This is a genomic window from Tessaracoccus zhenghani (assembly GCF_054552775.1).
Genome location: NZ_CM137275.1, coordinates 2117487 through 2131988, shown reverse-complemented (window position 1 = coordinate 2131988; position 14502 = coordinate 2117487). Strand labels below are relative to the sequence as shown.

General features: G+C 68.6%; 16 protein-coding genes. 8 read left to right on the top strand and 8 right to left on the bottom strand.

All coding sequences use genetic code 11. The features are described from left to right. Positions 1 to 39 precede the first annotated feature (39 nt). Positions 40 to 780: an SIR2 family NAD-dependent protein deacylase gene (locus ACX1DX_RS10120; protein ID WP_459396502.1), complete on the bottom strand. Its 741-nt coding sequence runs from the start codon at positions 778 to 780 to the stop codon at positions 40 to 42. 109 nt (positions 781 to 889) lie between these two features. On the opposite strand from ACX1DX_RS10120, the gene ACX1DX_RS10115 reads away from it, so the two are divergent. The 4 genes from ACX1DX_RS10115 (at position 890) to ACX1DX_RS10100 (ending at position 5085) form a co-directional block, all read left to right on the top strand. Continuing rightward, positions 890 to 1180 carry a FeoA family protein gene (locus tag ACX1DX_RS10115; protein WP_083665666.1) on the top strand — a complete coding sequence of 97 codons (291 nt, stop codon included), beginning with the start codon at positions 890 to 892 and terminating at the stop codon, positions 1178 to 1180. A 71-nt stretch (positions 1181 to 1251) separates the two neighbouring features. Next, complete coding sequence (feoB, locus tag ACX1DX_RS10110; protein ID WP_459398206.1) at positions 1252 to 3126, top strand: ferrous iron transporter B; 1875 nt, start codon at positions 1252 to 1254, stop codon at positions 3124 to 3126. Continuing rightward, positions 3123 to 3686 carry a NifU family protein gene (locus ACX1DX_RS10105; RefSeq protein WP_459396501.1) on the top strand — a complete coding sequence of 188 codons (564 nt, stop codon included), beginning with the start codon at positions 3123 to 3125 and terminating at the stop codon, positions 3684 to 3686. Before feoB ends, ACX1DX_RS10105 begins: the two co-directional genes overlap by 4 nt. A 37-nt stretch (positions 3687 to 3723) precedes the next feature. Next, positions 3724 to 5085, top strand: coding sequence for a TIGR01777 family oxidoreductase (locus tag ACX1DX_RS10100; RefSeq protein WP_459396500.1), 1362 nt, complete (start codon positions 3724 to 3726; stop codon positions 5083 to 5085). Between the two features lie 9 nt (positions 5086 to 5094). On the opposite strand, the gene ACX1DX_RS10095 is transcribed toward ACX1DX_RS10100, so the two are convergent. Both ACX1DX_RS10095 and ACX1DX_RS10090 read right to left on the bottom strand, forming a co-directional pair. Continuing rightward, a complete protein-coding gene (locus ACX1DX_RS10095) occupies positions 5095 to 5922 on the bottom strand; it encodes a rhomboid family intramembrane serine protease (RefSeq protein WP_459396499.1) in 828 nt (275 codons plus the stop codon). A 21-nt stretch (positions 5923 to 5943) separates the two neighbouring features. After that, positions 5944 to 6135 carry a DUF6767 domain-containing protein gene (locus ACX1DX_RS10090; protein WP_076063579.1) on the bottom strand — a complete coding sequence of 64 codons (192 nt, stop codon included), beginning with the start codon at positions 6133 to 6135 and terminating at the stop codon, positions 5944 to 5946. 37 nt (positions 6136 to 6172) lie between these two features. Between ACX1DX_RS10090 and ACX1DX_RS10085 the strand changes: the two genes are divergently transcribed. From ACX1DX_RS10085 to ACX1DX_RS10070, 4 genes are all read left to right on the top strand, one after another. Further along, positions 6173 to 7387, top strand: coding sequence for a YibE/F family protein (locus tag ACX1DX_RS10085; protein WP_459396498.1), 1215 nt, complete (start codon positions 6173 to 6175; stop codon positions 7385 to 7387). A 117-nt stretch (positions 7388 to 7504) separates the two neighbouring features. Then, on the top strand, positions 7505 to 8581 hold the full coding sequence (locus ACX1DX_RS10080) for a M23 family metallopeptidase (RefSeq protein ID WP_459396497.1): 1077 nt from the start codon (positions 7505 to 7507) through the stop codon (positions 8579 to 8581). An 82-nt stretch (positions 8582 to 8663) separates the two neighbouring features. Next, positions 8664 to 10523: a N,N-dimethylformamidase beta subunit family domain-containing protein gene (locus tag ACX1DX_RS10075; protein WP_459396496.1), complete on the top strand. Its 1860-nt coding sequence runs from the start codon at positions 8664 to 8666 to the stop codon at positions 10521 to 10523. 48 nt (positions 10524 to 10571) lie between these two features. Next, the gene (locus tag ACX1DX_RS10070) at positions 10572 to 11597 is read left to right on the top strand and encodes a lactonase family protein (protein ID WP_076063571.1); all 1026 of its coding nucleotides are present in this window, start codon (positions 10572 to 10574) and stop codon (positions 11595 to 11597) included. Between the two features lie 661 nt (positions 11598 to 12258). Here ACX1DX_RS10070 and ACX1DX_RS10065 read toward each other — a convergent pair. The 5 genes from ACX1DX_RS10065 to ACX1DX_RS10045 form a co-directional block, all read right to left on the bottom strand. Beyond that, the gene (locus ACX1DX_RS10065; protein WP_143571043.1) at positions 12259 to 12504 is read right to left on the bottom strand and encodes a YlcI/YnfO family protein; all 246 of its coding nucleotides are present in this window, start codon (positions 12502 to 12504) and stop codon (positions 12259 to 12261) included. Continuing rightward, on the bottom strand, positions 12488 to 12811 hold the full coding sequence (locus ACX1DX_RS10060) for a hypothetical protein (protein ID WP_459396495.1): 324 nt from the start codon (positions 12809 to 12811) through the stop codon (positions 12488 to 12490). The genes ACX1DX_RS10065 and ACX1DX_RS10060 overlap by 17 nt, the downstream gene beginning before the upstream one ends. A gap of 58 nt (positions 12812 to 12869) precedes the next feature. Beyond that, on the bottom strand, positions 12870 to 13790 hold the full coding sequence (locus ACX1DX_RS10055; RefSeq protein WP_459396494.1) for a tyrosine-type recombinase/integrase: 921 nt from the start codon (positions 13788 to 13790) through the stop codon (positions 12870 to 12872). A 99-nt stretch (positions 13791 to 13889) separates the two neighbouring features. Then, entirely contained in the window at positions 13890 to 14141 is a 252-nt protein-coding gene (locus ACX1DX_RS10050) for a Txe/YoeB family addiction module toxin (RefSeq protein WP_459396493.1), read from the bottom strand. Continuing rightward, positions 14138 to 14380: a type II toxin-antitoxin system Phd/YefM family antitoxin gene (locus tag ACX1DX_RS10045; protein ID WP_076063562.1), complete on the bottom strand. Its 243-nt coding sequence runs from the start codon at positions 14378 to 14380 to the stop codon at positions 14138 to 14140. Before ACX1DX_RS10045 ends, ACX1DX_RS10050 begins: the two co-directional genes overlap by 4 nt. Positions 14381 to 14502: the final 122 nt, after the last annotated feature.

The window sequence follows — 14502 nt, the reverse complement described above, 5'->3', positions numbered from 1 at the left end:
GGGTCAGAGTGATTGAGCAACCCTAATACGCGTCGGGGTTCAGGGCTCGGTGGTCAGCAGATCGGGCAGGACGTCGTCGAGCCGGCCCCGGACGACTTGGTGTGCGACGTCGTCCATGGGGGTCTCGGAGGCGTTGACGATCACGCCGTACGCGCCGTGGGAGATGGCGGTGGGGAACAACCCAGCCACGGGGTAGACGCCGAGCGACGTGCCCACGGCGACGATCGCGTCGCAGTCTTCGACCGCCTGCAGCGAGGCCTCCATGACGTCGGGCTCCAGGACCTCCTCGAAGAGGATGACGGTGGCGCGGGTGATGCCGCCGCACTCCGGGCAGCGGGGATCCGGGTCGCCGGCGTTGACGCGGGCGACCATCTCCTCCATCGGGCCGGTCTTCCCGCACATCTCGCAGCGCCAGGTGCGCATGCTGCCGTGGACCTCGTGCACCAGTTCGGGGCTGGAGCCGGCCAGCTGGTGGAGGCCGTCGGTGTTCTGCGTGATGATCGCCCGCAGCCGGCCCTGCTTCTCCAGGTCGGCGATGGCGTGGTGCGCCTTCGTGGGCCGGGCGTTCCACGCCTCGGGCATGGCTCGGCGGCGCCAGGCGGCCTTCCGGACGTCCTCGTCGCTGAGGTACCAGGAGAGGGTGGACACCAGTTCGGCGTAGGGGTCCCGGGTCCACAGGCCCTCGGGGCCGCGGAAGTCCGGGATGCCGGCGGCGGTGGACAGCCCTGCGCCGGAGAGGATGACGATGCGGTTGGCATCAGAGAGACGTGACACGGCCATGTCCCCAGTCTGCCCGACAGCCCGTGTGGGCAGCGTTGCTTCCGCCGGAGGTAGCGCTAACCGACCCCCCTGCCGGGCAATTAGGTAAGGCGGTGCTAACTTAATGCGCATGAGTCTCGTGGAACTGTTCGCCGCTCGGCGATGCACCACAGCGCGGGCGTTCGCCGCCAAGTCAACGTGCACCCTGGACTCCATACCGCTGGGCGAGGTGCGCACCGTCGTCGGCTTCGATGACGACGACGTGGTGGTGCGCCGTCTGTTCGACCTGGGCTTCACGCCGGGGGAGAGTGTCGTGCGCCTGCGGCAGGCCCCGCTCGGTGGGCCCCTGATGTTCCGGGTGGGCGGGGTGGAGATCGTGCTGCGCAGGGCGCAGGCGAGCCGCATCCTGGTCGCGGCGTGAGCCACGCCCACCATCACGGAGGCCCTTCGGCCACGCCGCAGCCTTCGGCCACCGGGGAGGTGCTCCCGCGGGTGGCGCTCGTCGGGAGCCCCAACGCCGGTAAGACCACGCTGTTCAACGGGCTCACCGGCCTGCGCGCCAAGACGGGCAACTACCCCGGCGTCACCGTCGCGAGGTACGAGGGCCTGATCGAAACCACCGACGGTCCGGTCGTCGTTGAAGACCTCCCCGGCACCTACTCCCTCGACCCGATCAGCCCGGACGAGGAGATCGTCGCCGCCGTCCTGGAAGAGGCGGGCTCGCTGGCCGGGCTGCTCGTCGTCGTCGACGCGACGAACCTGAGGCGCGGGCTCGGCTTCGTCGCCCAGGTGCAGCAGGCCGGTCTGCCCACCGCGATCGTGCTGACGTTCGTCGACGAGTTGCTGCACCGCGGCGGCAAGGTCGATCCCGAGGCGTTGTCCCGGGCGCTCGGGCTCAAGGTGCTGCCCGTGGTGGCGGGTGAACGACGGGGGGTCGAGGCCCTCCGCCAGATCCTCGCCGCGCCCGCCCAGTGGCCCGCGCCGATGCTGGTGCCTCCCACGGAACCCGAGGCCGTCGTCGGCTGGACGCAGTCCGTCCTCACCGCGGCGCACTTCGCCGCGCCGGATCCGGATTCGCGCACCGCCAGGTTCGACCGCGTGCTGCTGCACCCCCTCTGGGGCAGCCTCATCTTCTTCCTCACCATGTTCGTGTTCTTCCAGACCATCTTCGTGGTGGCCGCCCCCCTGCAGGGCTGGATCGAGGCGGCGTTCGCGTGGCTCGGCGACTGGGCGCGCGGCGCCATCCCGGTGGGCTGGTTGGCCTCCTTCACCGCCGACGCGCTACTGGCCGGTGTGGGCGGCGTGCTGGTGTTCCTGCCGCAGATCGCTCTGCTCTTCATCCTCATCTCGTTGCTCGAGGGTTCCGGCTACCTGTCGCGCGCCGCCTACCTGATGGACCGCGTGATGTCGACGGCGGGCCTGGAGGGCCGCGCGTTCGTCGCGCTCCTCTCGTCGCTGGCCTGCGCCATCCCGGGCATCATGGCCACGCGCACGCTGCCCTCGGCCAAGGACCGGCTGGCCACCATGATGGCCGCTCCGCTGATGACCTGCTCCGCCCGGCTGCCCGTGTATGTGCTGCTGATCGGGATGCTCGTGCCGCCCGAGCTGGGCTGGGGCCCGGTGCGCGCACAGGGCGCCATCATGTTCGGCCTCTACGTGCTGGGGGCCGCGTCGGCCATGGCGTCGGCGTGGTTCTGGAAGCGGGTCGTGGGGCGGTCGGGCGTGGGGCTGCCGTTCTACATGGAGATGCCGTCCTACCGGCTGCCGAAGCTCAGGACGGTGCTGATCTCGGTGTGGGATGCCTGCAAGGCGTTCCTGCGGAAGGTCACGTCGATCATCCTGGTCACGACGGTGGTCCTCTGGGCGCTGTTGAGCCTGCCGATGCGCTCGGCTGACGACCTGGTGGCGGCAGGGGTGGACCCCGCCGACGAGGTGGCCGTGACCGCCTACACGCTGGACCATTCGGTGGCGGCCGGCCTCGGCCGCGCGGTGCAACCGGTGTTCGAGCCGCTGGGCTTCGACTGGCGCGTCAACGTGGGCGTGATCTCGTCGCTGGCCGCGCGCGAGGTCTTCGTCGCGACGCTCGGCCAGGTGGCGTCCGCCTCGGATCCCGAGAACCCGGCCAGAGCGTTGGCGGAAATGCGGCACCAGGACGGGCCGCGCGAGGGCGAGGAGGTCTTCACGCCTCCCACCATCGCCGCGCTGCTGGTGTTCTTCGTCTACGCGCTGCAGTGCATGTCCACGCTGGCCGTGATGCGTCGCGAGACCGGCACCTGGCGGTGGCCGCTCATCGCCTTCGGCTACCTGGGCCTCACCGCCTGGCTCATGGCCTTCCTGGCCCATCAGATCGTGGGAGTGCTCACATGACACGCGCCATCCACCCCCAGTCGATCCCGGGCGAGCCGCGCGCCGTGCGCTGGGTCACCGACGTCGACCTCCCCGTCGGCCAGGTTCTGCACGCGCCCGGCACGCTCGGCCCGCTGCTCGAGTACGGCGTGTTGACCAAGGCAATGGTGGAACGACGCGGTGTCTGGACGTGGTTGGCCGAGGACCGCACCTGGACCGAGCACGGCCCGCGGATCCGCGACGCGGTGGCGGCCGCCGTCGACCTCGACGGCTGGCAGGTCACCGAGGGCTCCGGGGAACTGCTGGGAATGCTGGCGCGCGAGGTGCTGGAGGGTGAGCTGGCCGGCTACGTGTCGAGCCACGGCGGCCACATCACAGTCGCCGATGCGACGGTCACGACGCTGAAGCTCAACTTCGGCGGCGCCTGCGAGGACTGCCCCGCGGCCGCGTCGACGCTACATGACCGGGTGGAGGCATCGGTTCGGGAACGCTATCCGCTCCTCGCGGACGTGAAGCGCGCCGGCGGGCACCATCCCGGCGCCGGGTGGCTCGGCCTGCCGGCGCCCGGTCGGGGCCGATAGCCCCTGAAACTCCCGCGTGCCTGACAGGATGACCCGTATGCAGGTCTACGAGCACGTCACCGACTTCGCGCATCCGCGCGACCTCGTCCGCCGGATGCTGTACGGCCCCGGTGGGCTGGTGCGCTTCATCCCCGGGGGCGGCCTGACCGTCCTCGAGGGCAACCCGGACGACTACCGCGTGGGCAACCAGTTCACCGTGAGCGTCCACCTGCCCTACCGGCCCTATCCGAAGCCGAAGGCCACCTACCGCTACATGGCGCTGAGCGACGACGTGCAGGTCGTCGACATGGTGGACAGCGGCATCTTCAACAGTTGGCGCCACGAGTCGTTCCTCAGCGACCTGCCCGACGGCGGCACCAGGATGTTCGACCGCATCACGTTCGACGCCCCCAGGCTGAAGTTCGACACCGACGTGGAACACAATCGCGACTTCCGGTTCAGGGCGCGCCAGATGAAGGGCGACCTCATGCTCCACCGGCTCCTCGACGGGCGGAGTCGCCGGATCCTCGTCTCGGGTGCCTCGGGCCTCATCGGCACGCAACTGGTCGCGCTTCTCGCCAACGCCGGGCAGCACGTCGGACGGCTGGTCCGCTCGCCGGACCGGGGCTACGCGCCCGGCACCGCCATCCAGTGGGACCCCGCCGGGCGACACCTGCCCCCCGGCGTCCTCGATGCCGTCGACGCGGTGATCAACCTCGCCGGGCACTCCATCGGTGGCCGGTTCACTGCGAACAACAAGCAGAAGATCCTGCAGTCACGCCTCGACGCCACGCACACGCTGGCCGACGCCGTCGCCCAGCACCCGTCGACCGCGCTCATCCAGGCGTCGGGCATCGGCATCTACGGCGCGCGACGCCCGGGCGAACTCCTCACGGAGGAGTCGGCACCCGGCGACGGGTTCCTCGCCGACGTCGTGCGTCAGTGGGAGGGGGCCGCCGGCGCCGCGTCGGACGCTGGGGCCCGCACCGCCTTCATGCGCACCGGGATCGCGTTGAGCCAGGGCGGCGGGGCCCTCCTGCCGCAGCTCCCGCTGTTCTTCCTGGGGCTGGGTGGCCCGGTGTCGCCGAAGGAGGGCATGAACAGCTGGATCGGGATCGACGACGTGGCCCGCGCGTACACGTATGCCGTGGTGGCGCCGTCGGTGCAGGGACCGGTCAACATGGTGGGGCCCGCTCCGGTCACCAACGGGGAGTTCGCCGAGACGCTGGCCCGGGTGATCGGGAAACGGTCCTGGCTGCCGGTGCCCTCGGTGGGCCCCAAGGCCCTCCTGGGGTCCGAGGGCTACGACCAGCTGATCGACACCGACCAGCGGGTCTCCTCGGCCAAGCTCCAGACCGCGGGGTTCAGGTTCTCTGAGCCCACCGTCGAGGAGGCGCTGAAGCACACGCTCTGGCGGTGACAGGCGGCGCTATCCGGCGAGCTGGAGGCCCCGGAAGAGGCTGACGGCCACGAAGGCGACCGCCAGCACGGCGAGCAGCGGCCACTGCCATTTCCGCGCCGACTTGGGCAGGTACAGGACGACGGCCGTGGCCACCACGCCGCCCACCAGGCCGCCCAGGTGCCCCTGCCATGACACGTTGGCCCACAGGAACGACACCGCCACGTTGATGCCGATCCAGGTGAGGATGCCGCGCACGTCGCCCTTGTGCTTGATGGCGAGCAGCAGCACGGCGCCGAGGAGACCGTAGATCGCGCCCGACGCGCCCAGCGTGGAGCCCAGCGGGTTGGAGAACAGCATCACGCTGGCAGAACCGCCGAGCAACGAGATGAGGTAGATGGCCAGGAACTTCCAGCGGCCCACGATCTGCTCGACGTTGGGGCCCAGCAGGTACAACACCAGCATGTTGAAGCCGAAGTGCCACAACTCCACATGCGCGAAACCCGAGGTGAGCAGTTGCCACCATTCGCCGTAGTACGCGGCGATGGCGGGGGTGAGCGCCACGTAGCCCATCGGCTCGCCGTCGTAGCCGCCGGTCAGCAGCAGCAGGATCCAGATGGCGGCGTTGATGCCGACCAGGACCATCGAGGTCGTCTTGGGGTTGGAGGTGCGCTCGCCGCCGTACGGGAGCGCGTGTTGCCGTGTCTGCTGCATCCCCTGCTGCACGCATTCGGGGCACTGGAACCCCACCGAGCCCGGCACCATGCACTGGGGGCAGATGGGGCGGCCGCAGCGCTGGCACGAGATGCGGGTGGGTTCGTTCGGGTGCCGATAGCAGACGGGCGCGGCCATTTCCATGGGACGAGCGTACCCGCGCGCCTACTGGTGCTGTTTCCGGCGGCTCTCAGCCCAGGCCTCGCGGGATTCCGGGTCGTCCATGATGAGATAGACGAGGCCGCAGTCGTGCGGTCCGGTCACGTTGATCTGGCAGAGGGTGCACGGATCCCCGGGGCGCAGCGGGCACTTCGCGTCCGGGCGCCGCTTCCGCCTGGTTTCCGCGTTCGTCGACACGTTTTCGAGTGTACATCCGCCGTGTACGTTGGCCCGCATGGGTCACTCGCACGGCGAACACGCACCAGTAGAAGTGGGTCAGCGCGCCCGGGCTCTCCTCGTCGGCTTCCTCGCCGTCGTGGGCATCCTCGCCGTGGCGGGCATGATCTGGCTGTGGCCCAGCGGCGCCGAGCTCGACGGCGCCCTCACCATCGTCGACGAGGTGCCCGGCGTCACGTATGAGGACGCCACCATCACGGAGGTCGTCGAGGGGTGCGAATCGGCCGACGTCGGCCCCGTCCAGGGGCCCGCCTGCCTGACCGCCAGCGTCGTCGTGGACAGCGGGGCCGACGAGGGGGCGGAGGTCGCCGTCGAACTGTCCGGACCCCAGGTGCACGCAGGCTTGAGGGCGGGCGACTCCATCGAGGTCGCCCGCATCCCCACCGAGGACGGCTTCCACTACGCGTTCAGCGGTGTGAACCGGCTGCCGGTGATCGGGATCATGCTGGCGCTGTTCGTGGCTGCGGTGGTCGCCGTCGCCAGGTGGCGGGGGCTGATGGCGCTGGTGGCGCTGGGCATCGCCGCCTACGTACTGCTGGGGTTCATGCTTCCGGCCGTCATCGTCGGCAAGTCCGGCATGGCCGTGGCGCTGGCGGGGTCGACGGTGATCATGTTCATCGTGCTCTACGTGGCGCACGGGGTCTCGGTGCGCACCTCCGCCGCGCTGGCCGGGACGCTGCTCGGGCTCGCGGTCACCACGGGGTTGGGCGCGGTGGCCGTCGTGGCGGCCCGGCTGTCCGGCTTCTCCGACGAGAACGAGTACGACCTCGCCCAACTCGCGCCCGCCATCAACTTCCAGGACCTGCTGATGGTGGGCATCATCGTGGGCGGGCTCGGCGTCCTCAACGACGTGACGATAACCCAGGCCTCGGCCGTCTGGGAGCTGCGCGGCGCAGCGCCGCAGTGGTCGCGGACCCGCGTTTTCGCGGCGGGGATGCGGATCGGCCGCGACCATATCGCCTCCACCATCTACACCATCGTCTTCGCCTACGCCGGCGCAGCCCTGACGGTGCTGCTCCTCCTGTACTTCACCTCCCGGGCGCCGCTGGACCTGCTCGGCGTCGAGATGTTCGCCGGGGAGGCCGTCCGCACCCTCGGCTCGGCCATCGGCCTGGTGTTGAGCGTGCCCCTGACCACCGGTATCGCCGCCCTCACCGTCGGCCCGGCGAAGGGGGAGGTCCCGGCCGCAGGCAAACCTATAGCAGAAAGCTGAGCAATTCTCAGGAAGGATTTGGGAAACTCTCAGGAAAATCGTACAGTTCTCAGGGATCACCGCGTGGGTGGTCTCCTCATCCTGAGAAACCCTGAGAATTTGCTGAAGGATATCTGCGTGCGAAAGTCTTTTGTCGGAGCCCTGGTAGTGGCGCTCCTGGCTGGCGTGTTCAGCGTCGCCACCACTCCGAGGGCCGAGGCAGCAGCCACCCTTCCGGATTTCCCCATGCTGCTGCCCGTGGGCTGGGGCCTCACCGTCCAGGGTGGCGGCACCCACACCTTCACCTCCGGCGTGCGTAGCTCCGTGGATCTCGGCGCTGCCGGCAATGCGTCGGTCGACGTGGTCGCCGCCGCCGATGGCGTGATCACCACCGTCAAGGCCAACTGCGAGGTCATCATCACCCACGAGGGCGGCTGGCAGACGAAGTACTACCACCTACGCGCCATCCCGGCCGGCCTCGCGGCCGGTCAGCAGGTGACGGCCGGCACCAAGCTGGGTATGACCGGCATGCCGGGCTCCGAGACCTGTGGGCGCGGCACCTTCCGCCATGTGCACTTCACCCTGATGAAGGCCGGCCAAGAGATGCCCATCGACGGCCTGCAGCTGGGTGGCTACGCCATCCACGGCAGCGGCGGCGCCTACTGCGGCTACTGGACGCGCAACTCCGACGGCGCCGTCGTCGCCGACGCGCGCCGCTCCTGCTACGCCGTGCCCGCCCTGAGCAACACGCTGTTGCCCGCCTCCGCGCTGCACCGCGCGTCGGAGGTTGCCGCCTCGCGCGACGTCCAGCGTCCCGTGATCGCCGCGGCGGACACCATCGACGCCGTCGCGCTCTACGTGACCGAGGGTCAGCACACCGTCGGCGGCCGCGCCTGGCGCACCACCTGCGAGCCGTACTCACAGACCGAACGGTGCCGCACCGAGATCTGGGCCTCCATGGTCGAGAACGTGGCGGGCTATGAGCTGCACACCGAGGGCTGGGTGTTCAACAACCTCACCTACAAGCCCGCCAAGCGCGAACTCTGGGTAGGCAACGACCTGGGCACCACCGGCAGTTGGAACGACGCGCAGGGCCGGCAGTGGCGCACCGAGTGCGACACCGCCGCGACGGGTCGCGGCGCCTGCCGCACCTACGTGAAGTCGTCCGCCGGCGGCGCCGAGGTCTTCAACAACCTGGTGCGCTTCAGCGACTGACACTCCGCCCCTCGCGGCATCCACTTCCCACGAATCCCTGCCCCGACCGCACCGGGGGCAGGGATTCTCCTATCGTGGGGACGTGGCCCTCCGGCGTTCTTCAGCTCTGCTCCTCGCCATCGTCCTGGTGTGGAGCGTTTTCACGCCCTCCGTGGCGACGGCCGACGACGGCCTCCACAACTGGCGGGTCCCCCTCGCCCAGCAGGCGACCGACACGGAACTCAGGGGGTTCGTCGGCGCCGAGAGCCTCCTCCCCGGCCAGCCCATGGAACTGCGGGTGCACAGCCCCTCCCAGGCCGTGGCCGTTGACGTGTACCGCATCGGCGACTATGGCGGCCGCGGCGGGCTCAGGGTGGCGCAGCTGCCCGCCCAACCCGGCGTCGCGCAGCAGCCCTGCACGCTCGAAGAGGGCAACATGGTGGACTGCTCCGGGTGGAAGGTCACACACACGTTCGACACCACCGGCTGGCTGCCGGGCATGTACTACGTGAACCTGCGCCACGCGTCGGGGAAGTCGAAGACGGTGCCGGTGATCCTGCGCTCGAAGTCGCACCGCGGCACGGTGACGGTGATGTCGGCGACAGCCACCCACCAGGCGTACAACCCGATGGGCAACTTCAACCTGTACCAGGGCTACCAGGACGGGCGCTCTGCTTTCGAGTACCGGGCGCACCGCGTCTCGTTCATGCGCCCCCAGGCGTTCGAGGGAAACCGCACCCTCAAGGTGCAGGAGTACGAAGTGGGACTCATCCAGCAGCTCGAATCCCTGGGGGTGCCGCTGTCCTACACCACCAACTTCGCGCTGCACCAGGGGGCGGCGCAGTACGCAGGCTCGCCGGCCATGGTGTTCCTCGGGCACGACGAGTACTGGAGCCTGGAGATGCGACGCGCCGCCGAGGCGTTGCGCGACTCCGGCACCAACCTGCTCTTCCTCGGCGCGAACACCGCCTACTGGCGCATCCGGTGGAACGCCGACGGCACCATCGTGACCAGCTACAAGGACGCCAGCCTCGACCCGGTACAGGGGCCGACGACCACGGACCTGTGGCGTCGCAGCCCCGGCGCCGATCCCGAGGCTTCGCTGCTGGGTTCGCAGTACACGTGCGCGTCGCGCTTCCGGGAAACGGCGCCACTGGTGGTCACGGATCCGACGTTCTGGGGGTTCGCGGGCCTCGGCGCGACCGCCGGCGCTCAGTACCCGGGGCTCGTCGGTCATGAGATCGACCGGTTGGCGAAGCAGTCGCCTGACTCCACCGTCGTGGTGGCGCACAGCCCGTTGCGGTGCACCAACGACGCCAACGCCTTCTCGGACATCACGTACTACTCGGCGCCGTCCGGGGCCGGGGTGGTGAACCTGGGGTCGTTCGCGTTCGCGTGGGCGGTGTCGCCGTGGATGGAATCCGCACCGGCCAGGTCGCAGGCGTTCGCGCGCGGGCTCGTGCGCAACCTGGTGACGGAAGCGGCGAAGGGTCCGCTGGGGCTGCGCCACCCCAGCGTCGAGCCCCCTCCGGATTTCGTGAAGAACCCGCAACTGCTCTACGTGACGCCCGGCGAGCACCTGGTCAACGGGCGGCGCTGGCGCACCTCGTGCGAGCCGTACTCGGTGACCGAGCGCTGCCGCACGGAGATCTGGGGCACGGTGGTCAGCCAGGCTGGCGGCCGGTTCGTGCAGAGCACCGGCTGGCTGTTCAACAACCTCACCTACAAGCCCACGCCGCGTTCGGTCTGGGCCGGGAACCCCCTGGCCGTAACTGGCGAATGGACGAGCAACGGCCGGCGGTGGCGCACCGAATGCGACACGGCCGCCACGGGCCGGGGCGGCTGCCGCAGCTACCTGGTGGCCTCGGTGATCGCCTACTCGGTGGGCGCCGACGGGACGGGCAGCTACGCCTGGCGCAATCAGTGGACGTTCAACTCGATGGTGTCGTTCAAGCCCGCGTGACGTGGCCAACACCTCCCGGGTGCACGGCCCTGTGCCTAAGCTTGCGCCATGAGCAATGACGCGATGGTCCTGGTCGGAAACTCCAAGGGCGGCACACTCACCACCCTGCGGATCAGCGACGAGCAGCTGATCCGGGTGAGCGACGTCGCCGTCGGCGCGGGGTGCAGTACGTTCGCCGTCGACCATGCCCGAGGCCTGCTGTATGTCGCCACCTCGGAGCCGGCGCCTGCGATCCTGACGCTGCGCATCGATCGGGAGAACGGCCGGCATCAGGAGGTGGCGCGCCGCCCGGTGGAGGATCCGTTGGCCTACCTGGACGTGTCGCCGAAGGGCCACATGCTGCTGGCCGCCTCCTACCACGGCGGCTGGGGCGCGTCGTACCGCATTGTCGACGGCGTGGTGGGCGATCAGTCGGCACGCCTGGAGAGCCGGAACATGCACGCAGCACTCTTCGACCCGAGCGGCCACAATGCCTACTTCGTGTCGCTGGGCGACGACCGCATCGCCCAGTTCGCCACCACCGTCGACGGCGGGCTCTCCGAACTGTCTGAACCGTTCATCCACGCCACGCCCGGGACGGGGCCGCGGCACCTCATCTTCTCGCCGGACAGCAACCACGCGTACCTCCTGACCGAGTTCACCGGTGAGGCCATCCACTTCGAACGCGGCGAATCCGGCCGGCTGACCCGTCGCGAGGAGGTCCCGGCCTTCGACGTGACGCGGGGGCTGCACACGTCGTCGTTCGGGGTGGACCCCATGGCGGGTCACCTGGTGTGGGGCGCGGACCTGGCGCTGGCCGCCGGGGGCCGGTGGCTGCTGTGCACTGAGCGCACGGAGTCGACGGTGGGCGCGATCGCCGTCGAAGCGGACGGCACGCTACGCGGCCCGGCCGTGATCACCGATACGGAGACGCAGCCGCGCGGGCTGACGGTGTCGCCTGAGGGTGAGCATGTCGTCGTGGTGGGGGAGCGCAGCGGGCACGCCTCGCTGTATCGGATCTACGACGACGGCCACCTGGTGCTGCAGAGCCAGAGCGAGACGGGCGAGGGCCCCAACTGGGTCCGCTTCCTGTGACGGTTGTCCACAGGGTTACCCACACCCGGGGATAAATCACACGGCTGTGTTTCCATCATGTCAGGATGTTGGAGCGCCGTCCTCCGCGCGAGGTTCAGGGGTCTCGCCGTTGGCGACCTCGTCGATCCAGTCGTTCGCCTCGTCCGACAGGTATAGCCCGGCTGGACCGCTCTGGCCTACCCACCATGCGTCGGTGCTGACGATGCCGCCTGCCTCAGTGATTTCTTCGACAAGGTCGGTCGGGACCTGGTCACCGTTGTTTCCATCAAATAGTCACGGGACTGCTGACGAAGCTTCGGCCACCACGCTTCGATACTCATGCGCGACATCATCCATCACTGCGATGTGATGCGCCAGACGCGGCAGAACCGGACGTCCGGCGAGCGCCGGGACAAGGCTCGTGAGGATGGGACCGATGAGGCCCCCTTCCGCGGATACAGCGGAAGGGGGCCTGGACGTAGCGCGAGGGTCTAGTGGTGAGCTGACGCCTTCATGGATCCACGCTCAGCGAGGTTGATGTGGAAGTCGAAGGCGGTGGCCAGGTCGTGCGGGGTAACGGTTGCCACCGCCGCATGGAACGAAAGACCTAGGCTGGGCTGAAGGGCCAGCGCGAAGCCACGACCGCTCGCTAAGGCATAAGGCGCGGCAGATCCGGATGGCTTCAGGCGGTCTTGTCCTGGTTGAGTCGGTCGAGGATCCAGGAACGCACCAGGGTCGACGGTGGGAGGTGCTGGGCGTCGGCGGCCTGCTGCACCCGGGCCTGCTCGTCTTCGCTGAGCCGGATCGAGTACACCTTCGTCCGGTTCGGGCGGGACGGTCGCGCACCCTCTGGATAGTCGCCCTCGAGGGTTCTCTCGGACTCATCTCGCAGGCGAGCCGCCAGCGCAGGGTCAATTGTCTTTGCCATGTCTAGTCCCCTCTCGATAGAACCTCAGATCGGCACCCGTTGCCGGCCACGCATTGATCCCGTGCAGATCCCCATCAGCGTCTCGGAACGCGATGACGACCAGCACTCTGCCAGCAGCCGTGGAGAAGCCGATGAAGCGAGAAGCACCCATCCTTGACTTCGGGTCCGGCTCGAACGCCGCGAGGTCCGGATCATCCATCACCTCCTGCGCCCAGCTCGGTTCGACGCCACCCCCGCCGGGGTAACGGTCGCCGCGACTCCGGATGTACGCCACGGACTCGTCGTCCCAGTTGAGTTCCTCTCCCACGTCACCCAGTATACCTTCCGCGTCGGACAATGTAGTACGAAACCGGGTTCGTAGCATGTCAGGTGCCGGAGGCCATGTAGGCGGCGAGGATGTAGTTAGGGTGCCGGTCGAGGTTCTTACGTGCCCGGTCGTAGCGCATCGTCGTCCTCGGATCGGCGTGTCGGGCAGCGATCTGGACGTCACGCAGGTCCACGCCGGCTTCCAGCATCGTGGTGACGAACGTGTGCCGCATCATGTGTGGATGCATCCACGGCAGGCGGACACCAGCAGTGTCGGCGAGGCGCTTCAGCCGGCGGGTGGCCGCGTGCCGTTCCATCCTCACCCCCCGAAGATTGCGCAGAACCGGGCCCTCAGCCCGGCCTGCCACGGCTCGCTCGATCGCGCGCTGGACCGAAGGCGGCAAGGGTGTCAGGACGACTTTGCCGCCTTTACCGTGGACCTTCAGCACGCGATGGCCATGCTCCTCTCCCAGGTCCTCGATGTTGGCGCCGCATGCTTCGAAGATCCGCAACCCCAGCAACCCCAGCATCGTGACCAGCGCGAAGTCGTTGACATTCGCAGACGACCTCGCCGCGGTCAACAAGGCTTCGAACTGGAGATGGGACAAGCCCAGGGTCGGGGACTCAGCCGACACGTTCGGGCACCGCACATAGTCCGCCGGTGAGGCAGCGATCACTTGGTCAATGACGCAGGTGCGGTAGAAGCCCGCCATCACAGAGACACGACGGCTCACGGTCGAGGGCTGGAAGTGACGGACTTCTTGCATCCAGCGCACGTACAACTCGGCCTGGGCGCGGCTCGCCTGCAGGGGGTCGACACCCCGTTCTCGGCACCACACCAGGAAGCTACGCAGGTCAGACTCGGTGTGGACGCGGCTCTGCCCACGGTAGCGGGCGAGGTAGGCGGCGACTGCCCTCACCAGAGGATCGGTCGCAGCATCGAGGAGGACAGGGAACAAGATGGGCTCAAGACTGGTCATACATGATGCTGCGCTCACCCCGACCACAACGCCAGAGGCATCATCTTCGAACTGGCTGCGGCATGAGCGTCCGTCGGTGAAGTTCTACTCGTAGTGCGTCTACATCCTCAGGATATGGACGACGTGTCGCTCAGGGAGCACCTCATAGACAAGTCGGTGCTGGATATTGATGCGTCTCGAGTAGCAGCCCACGAGGTCGCCGACCAACTTCTCGTACTTAGGTGTAGTGGTGAACGGATCCTGAGCCAGGACCTCCAGCAGGTGCTGCGCCTTCGTCTTCAGCCCCGAGGAGGCCAGCTTCTTGGCGTCCCTCTGGGCCTGGCGCGAATACACCAGAGTCCAGGGACTCACCAGTCCAGCTCAGTCGAGCCCGCATCGACACCCTCCGCGCGGGCACGACGGATCGACTCAGCCAACCCAGGCACCGACTCCAGGAACAGCGTCTCCTGAATGGCCAGCCAGTCCTCCTCACCGACAAGCACAGCATTGCCACGCTGCCCGGTGATGGTCAACGGCTCGGACTCCTCGTTGACCTGATCGATCAACCGGTACAGATTCGCTCGGGCAGACGTTGCGCTCACAGCAGTCATGGAAACCACCTCCGCCCCAAGCGTACGTCATGACGTACGCTCAACCAAGGATGGCCAGAAGCGGGGAAGCTCGACCGAGTGACGTGGTCGGTCGCGGGCAGTGCCACCTTCAAGCCGATGGC

What these genes read in the sequence shown, in the direction of transcription:
- ACX1DX_RS10055 (WP_459396494.1), bottom strand. Translation starts at nt 13,790, where the DNA reads ATGACCAGTCTTGAGCCCATCTTGTTCCCTGTCCTCCTCGATGCTGCG.
- ACX1DX_RS10105 (WP_459396501.1), top strand. Translation starts at nt 3,123, where the DNA reads ATGACACGCGCCATCCACCCCCAGTCGATCCCGGGCGAGCCGCGCGCC.
- ACX1DX_RS10045 (WP_076063562.1), bottom strand. Translation starts at nt 14,380, where the DNA reads ATGACTGCTGTGAGCGCAACGTCTGCCCGAGCGAATCTGTACCGGTTG.
- ACX1DX_RS10115 (WP_083665666.1), top strand. Translation starts at nt 890, where the DNA reads ATGAGTCTCGTGGAACTGTTCGCCGCTCGGCGATGCACCACAGCGCGG.
- ACX1DX_RS10120 (WP_459396502.1), bottom strand. Translation starts at nt 780, where the DNA reads ATGGCCGTGTCACGTCTCTCTGATGCCAACCGCATCGTCATCCTCTCC.
- ACX1DX_RS10085 (WP_459396498.1), top strand. Translation starts at nt 6,173, where the DNA reads ATGGGTCACTCGCACGGCGAACACGCACCAGTAGAAGTGGGTCAGCGC.
- ACX1DX_RS10100 (WP_459396500.1), top strand. Translation starts at nt 3,724, where the DNA reads ATGCAGGTCTACGAGCACGTCACCGACTTCGCGCATCCGCGCGACCTC.
- ACX1DX_RS10095 (WP_459396499.1), bottom strand. Translation starts at nt 5,922, where the DNA reads ATGGAAATGGCCGCGCCCGTCTGCTATCGGCACCCGAACGAACCCACC.
- ACX1DX_RS10070 (WP_076063571.1), top strand. Translation starts at nt 10,572, where the DNA reads ATGAGCAATGACGCGATGGTCCTGGTCGGAAACTCCAAGGGCGGCACA.
- ACX1DX_RS10065 (WP_143571043.1), bottom strand. Translation starts at nt 12,504, where the DNA reads ATGGCAAAGACAATTGACCCTGCGCTGGCGGCTCGCCTGCGAGATGAG.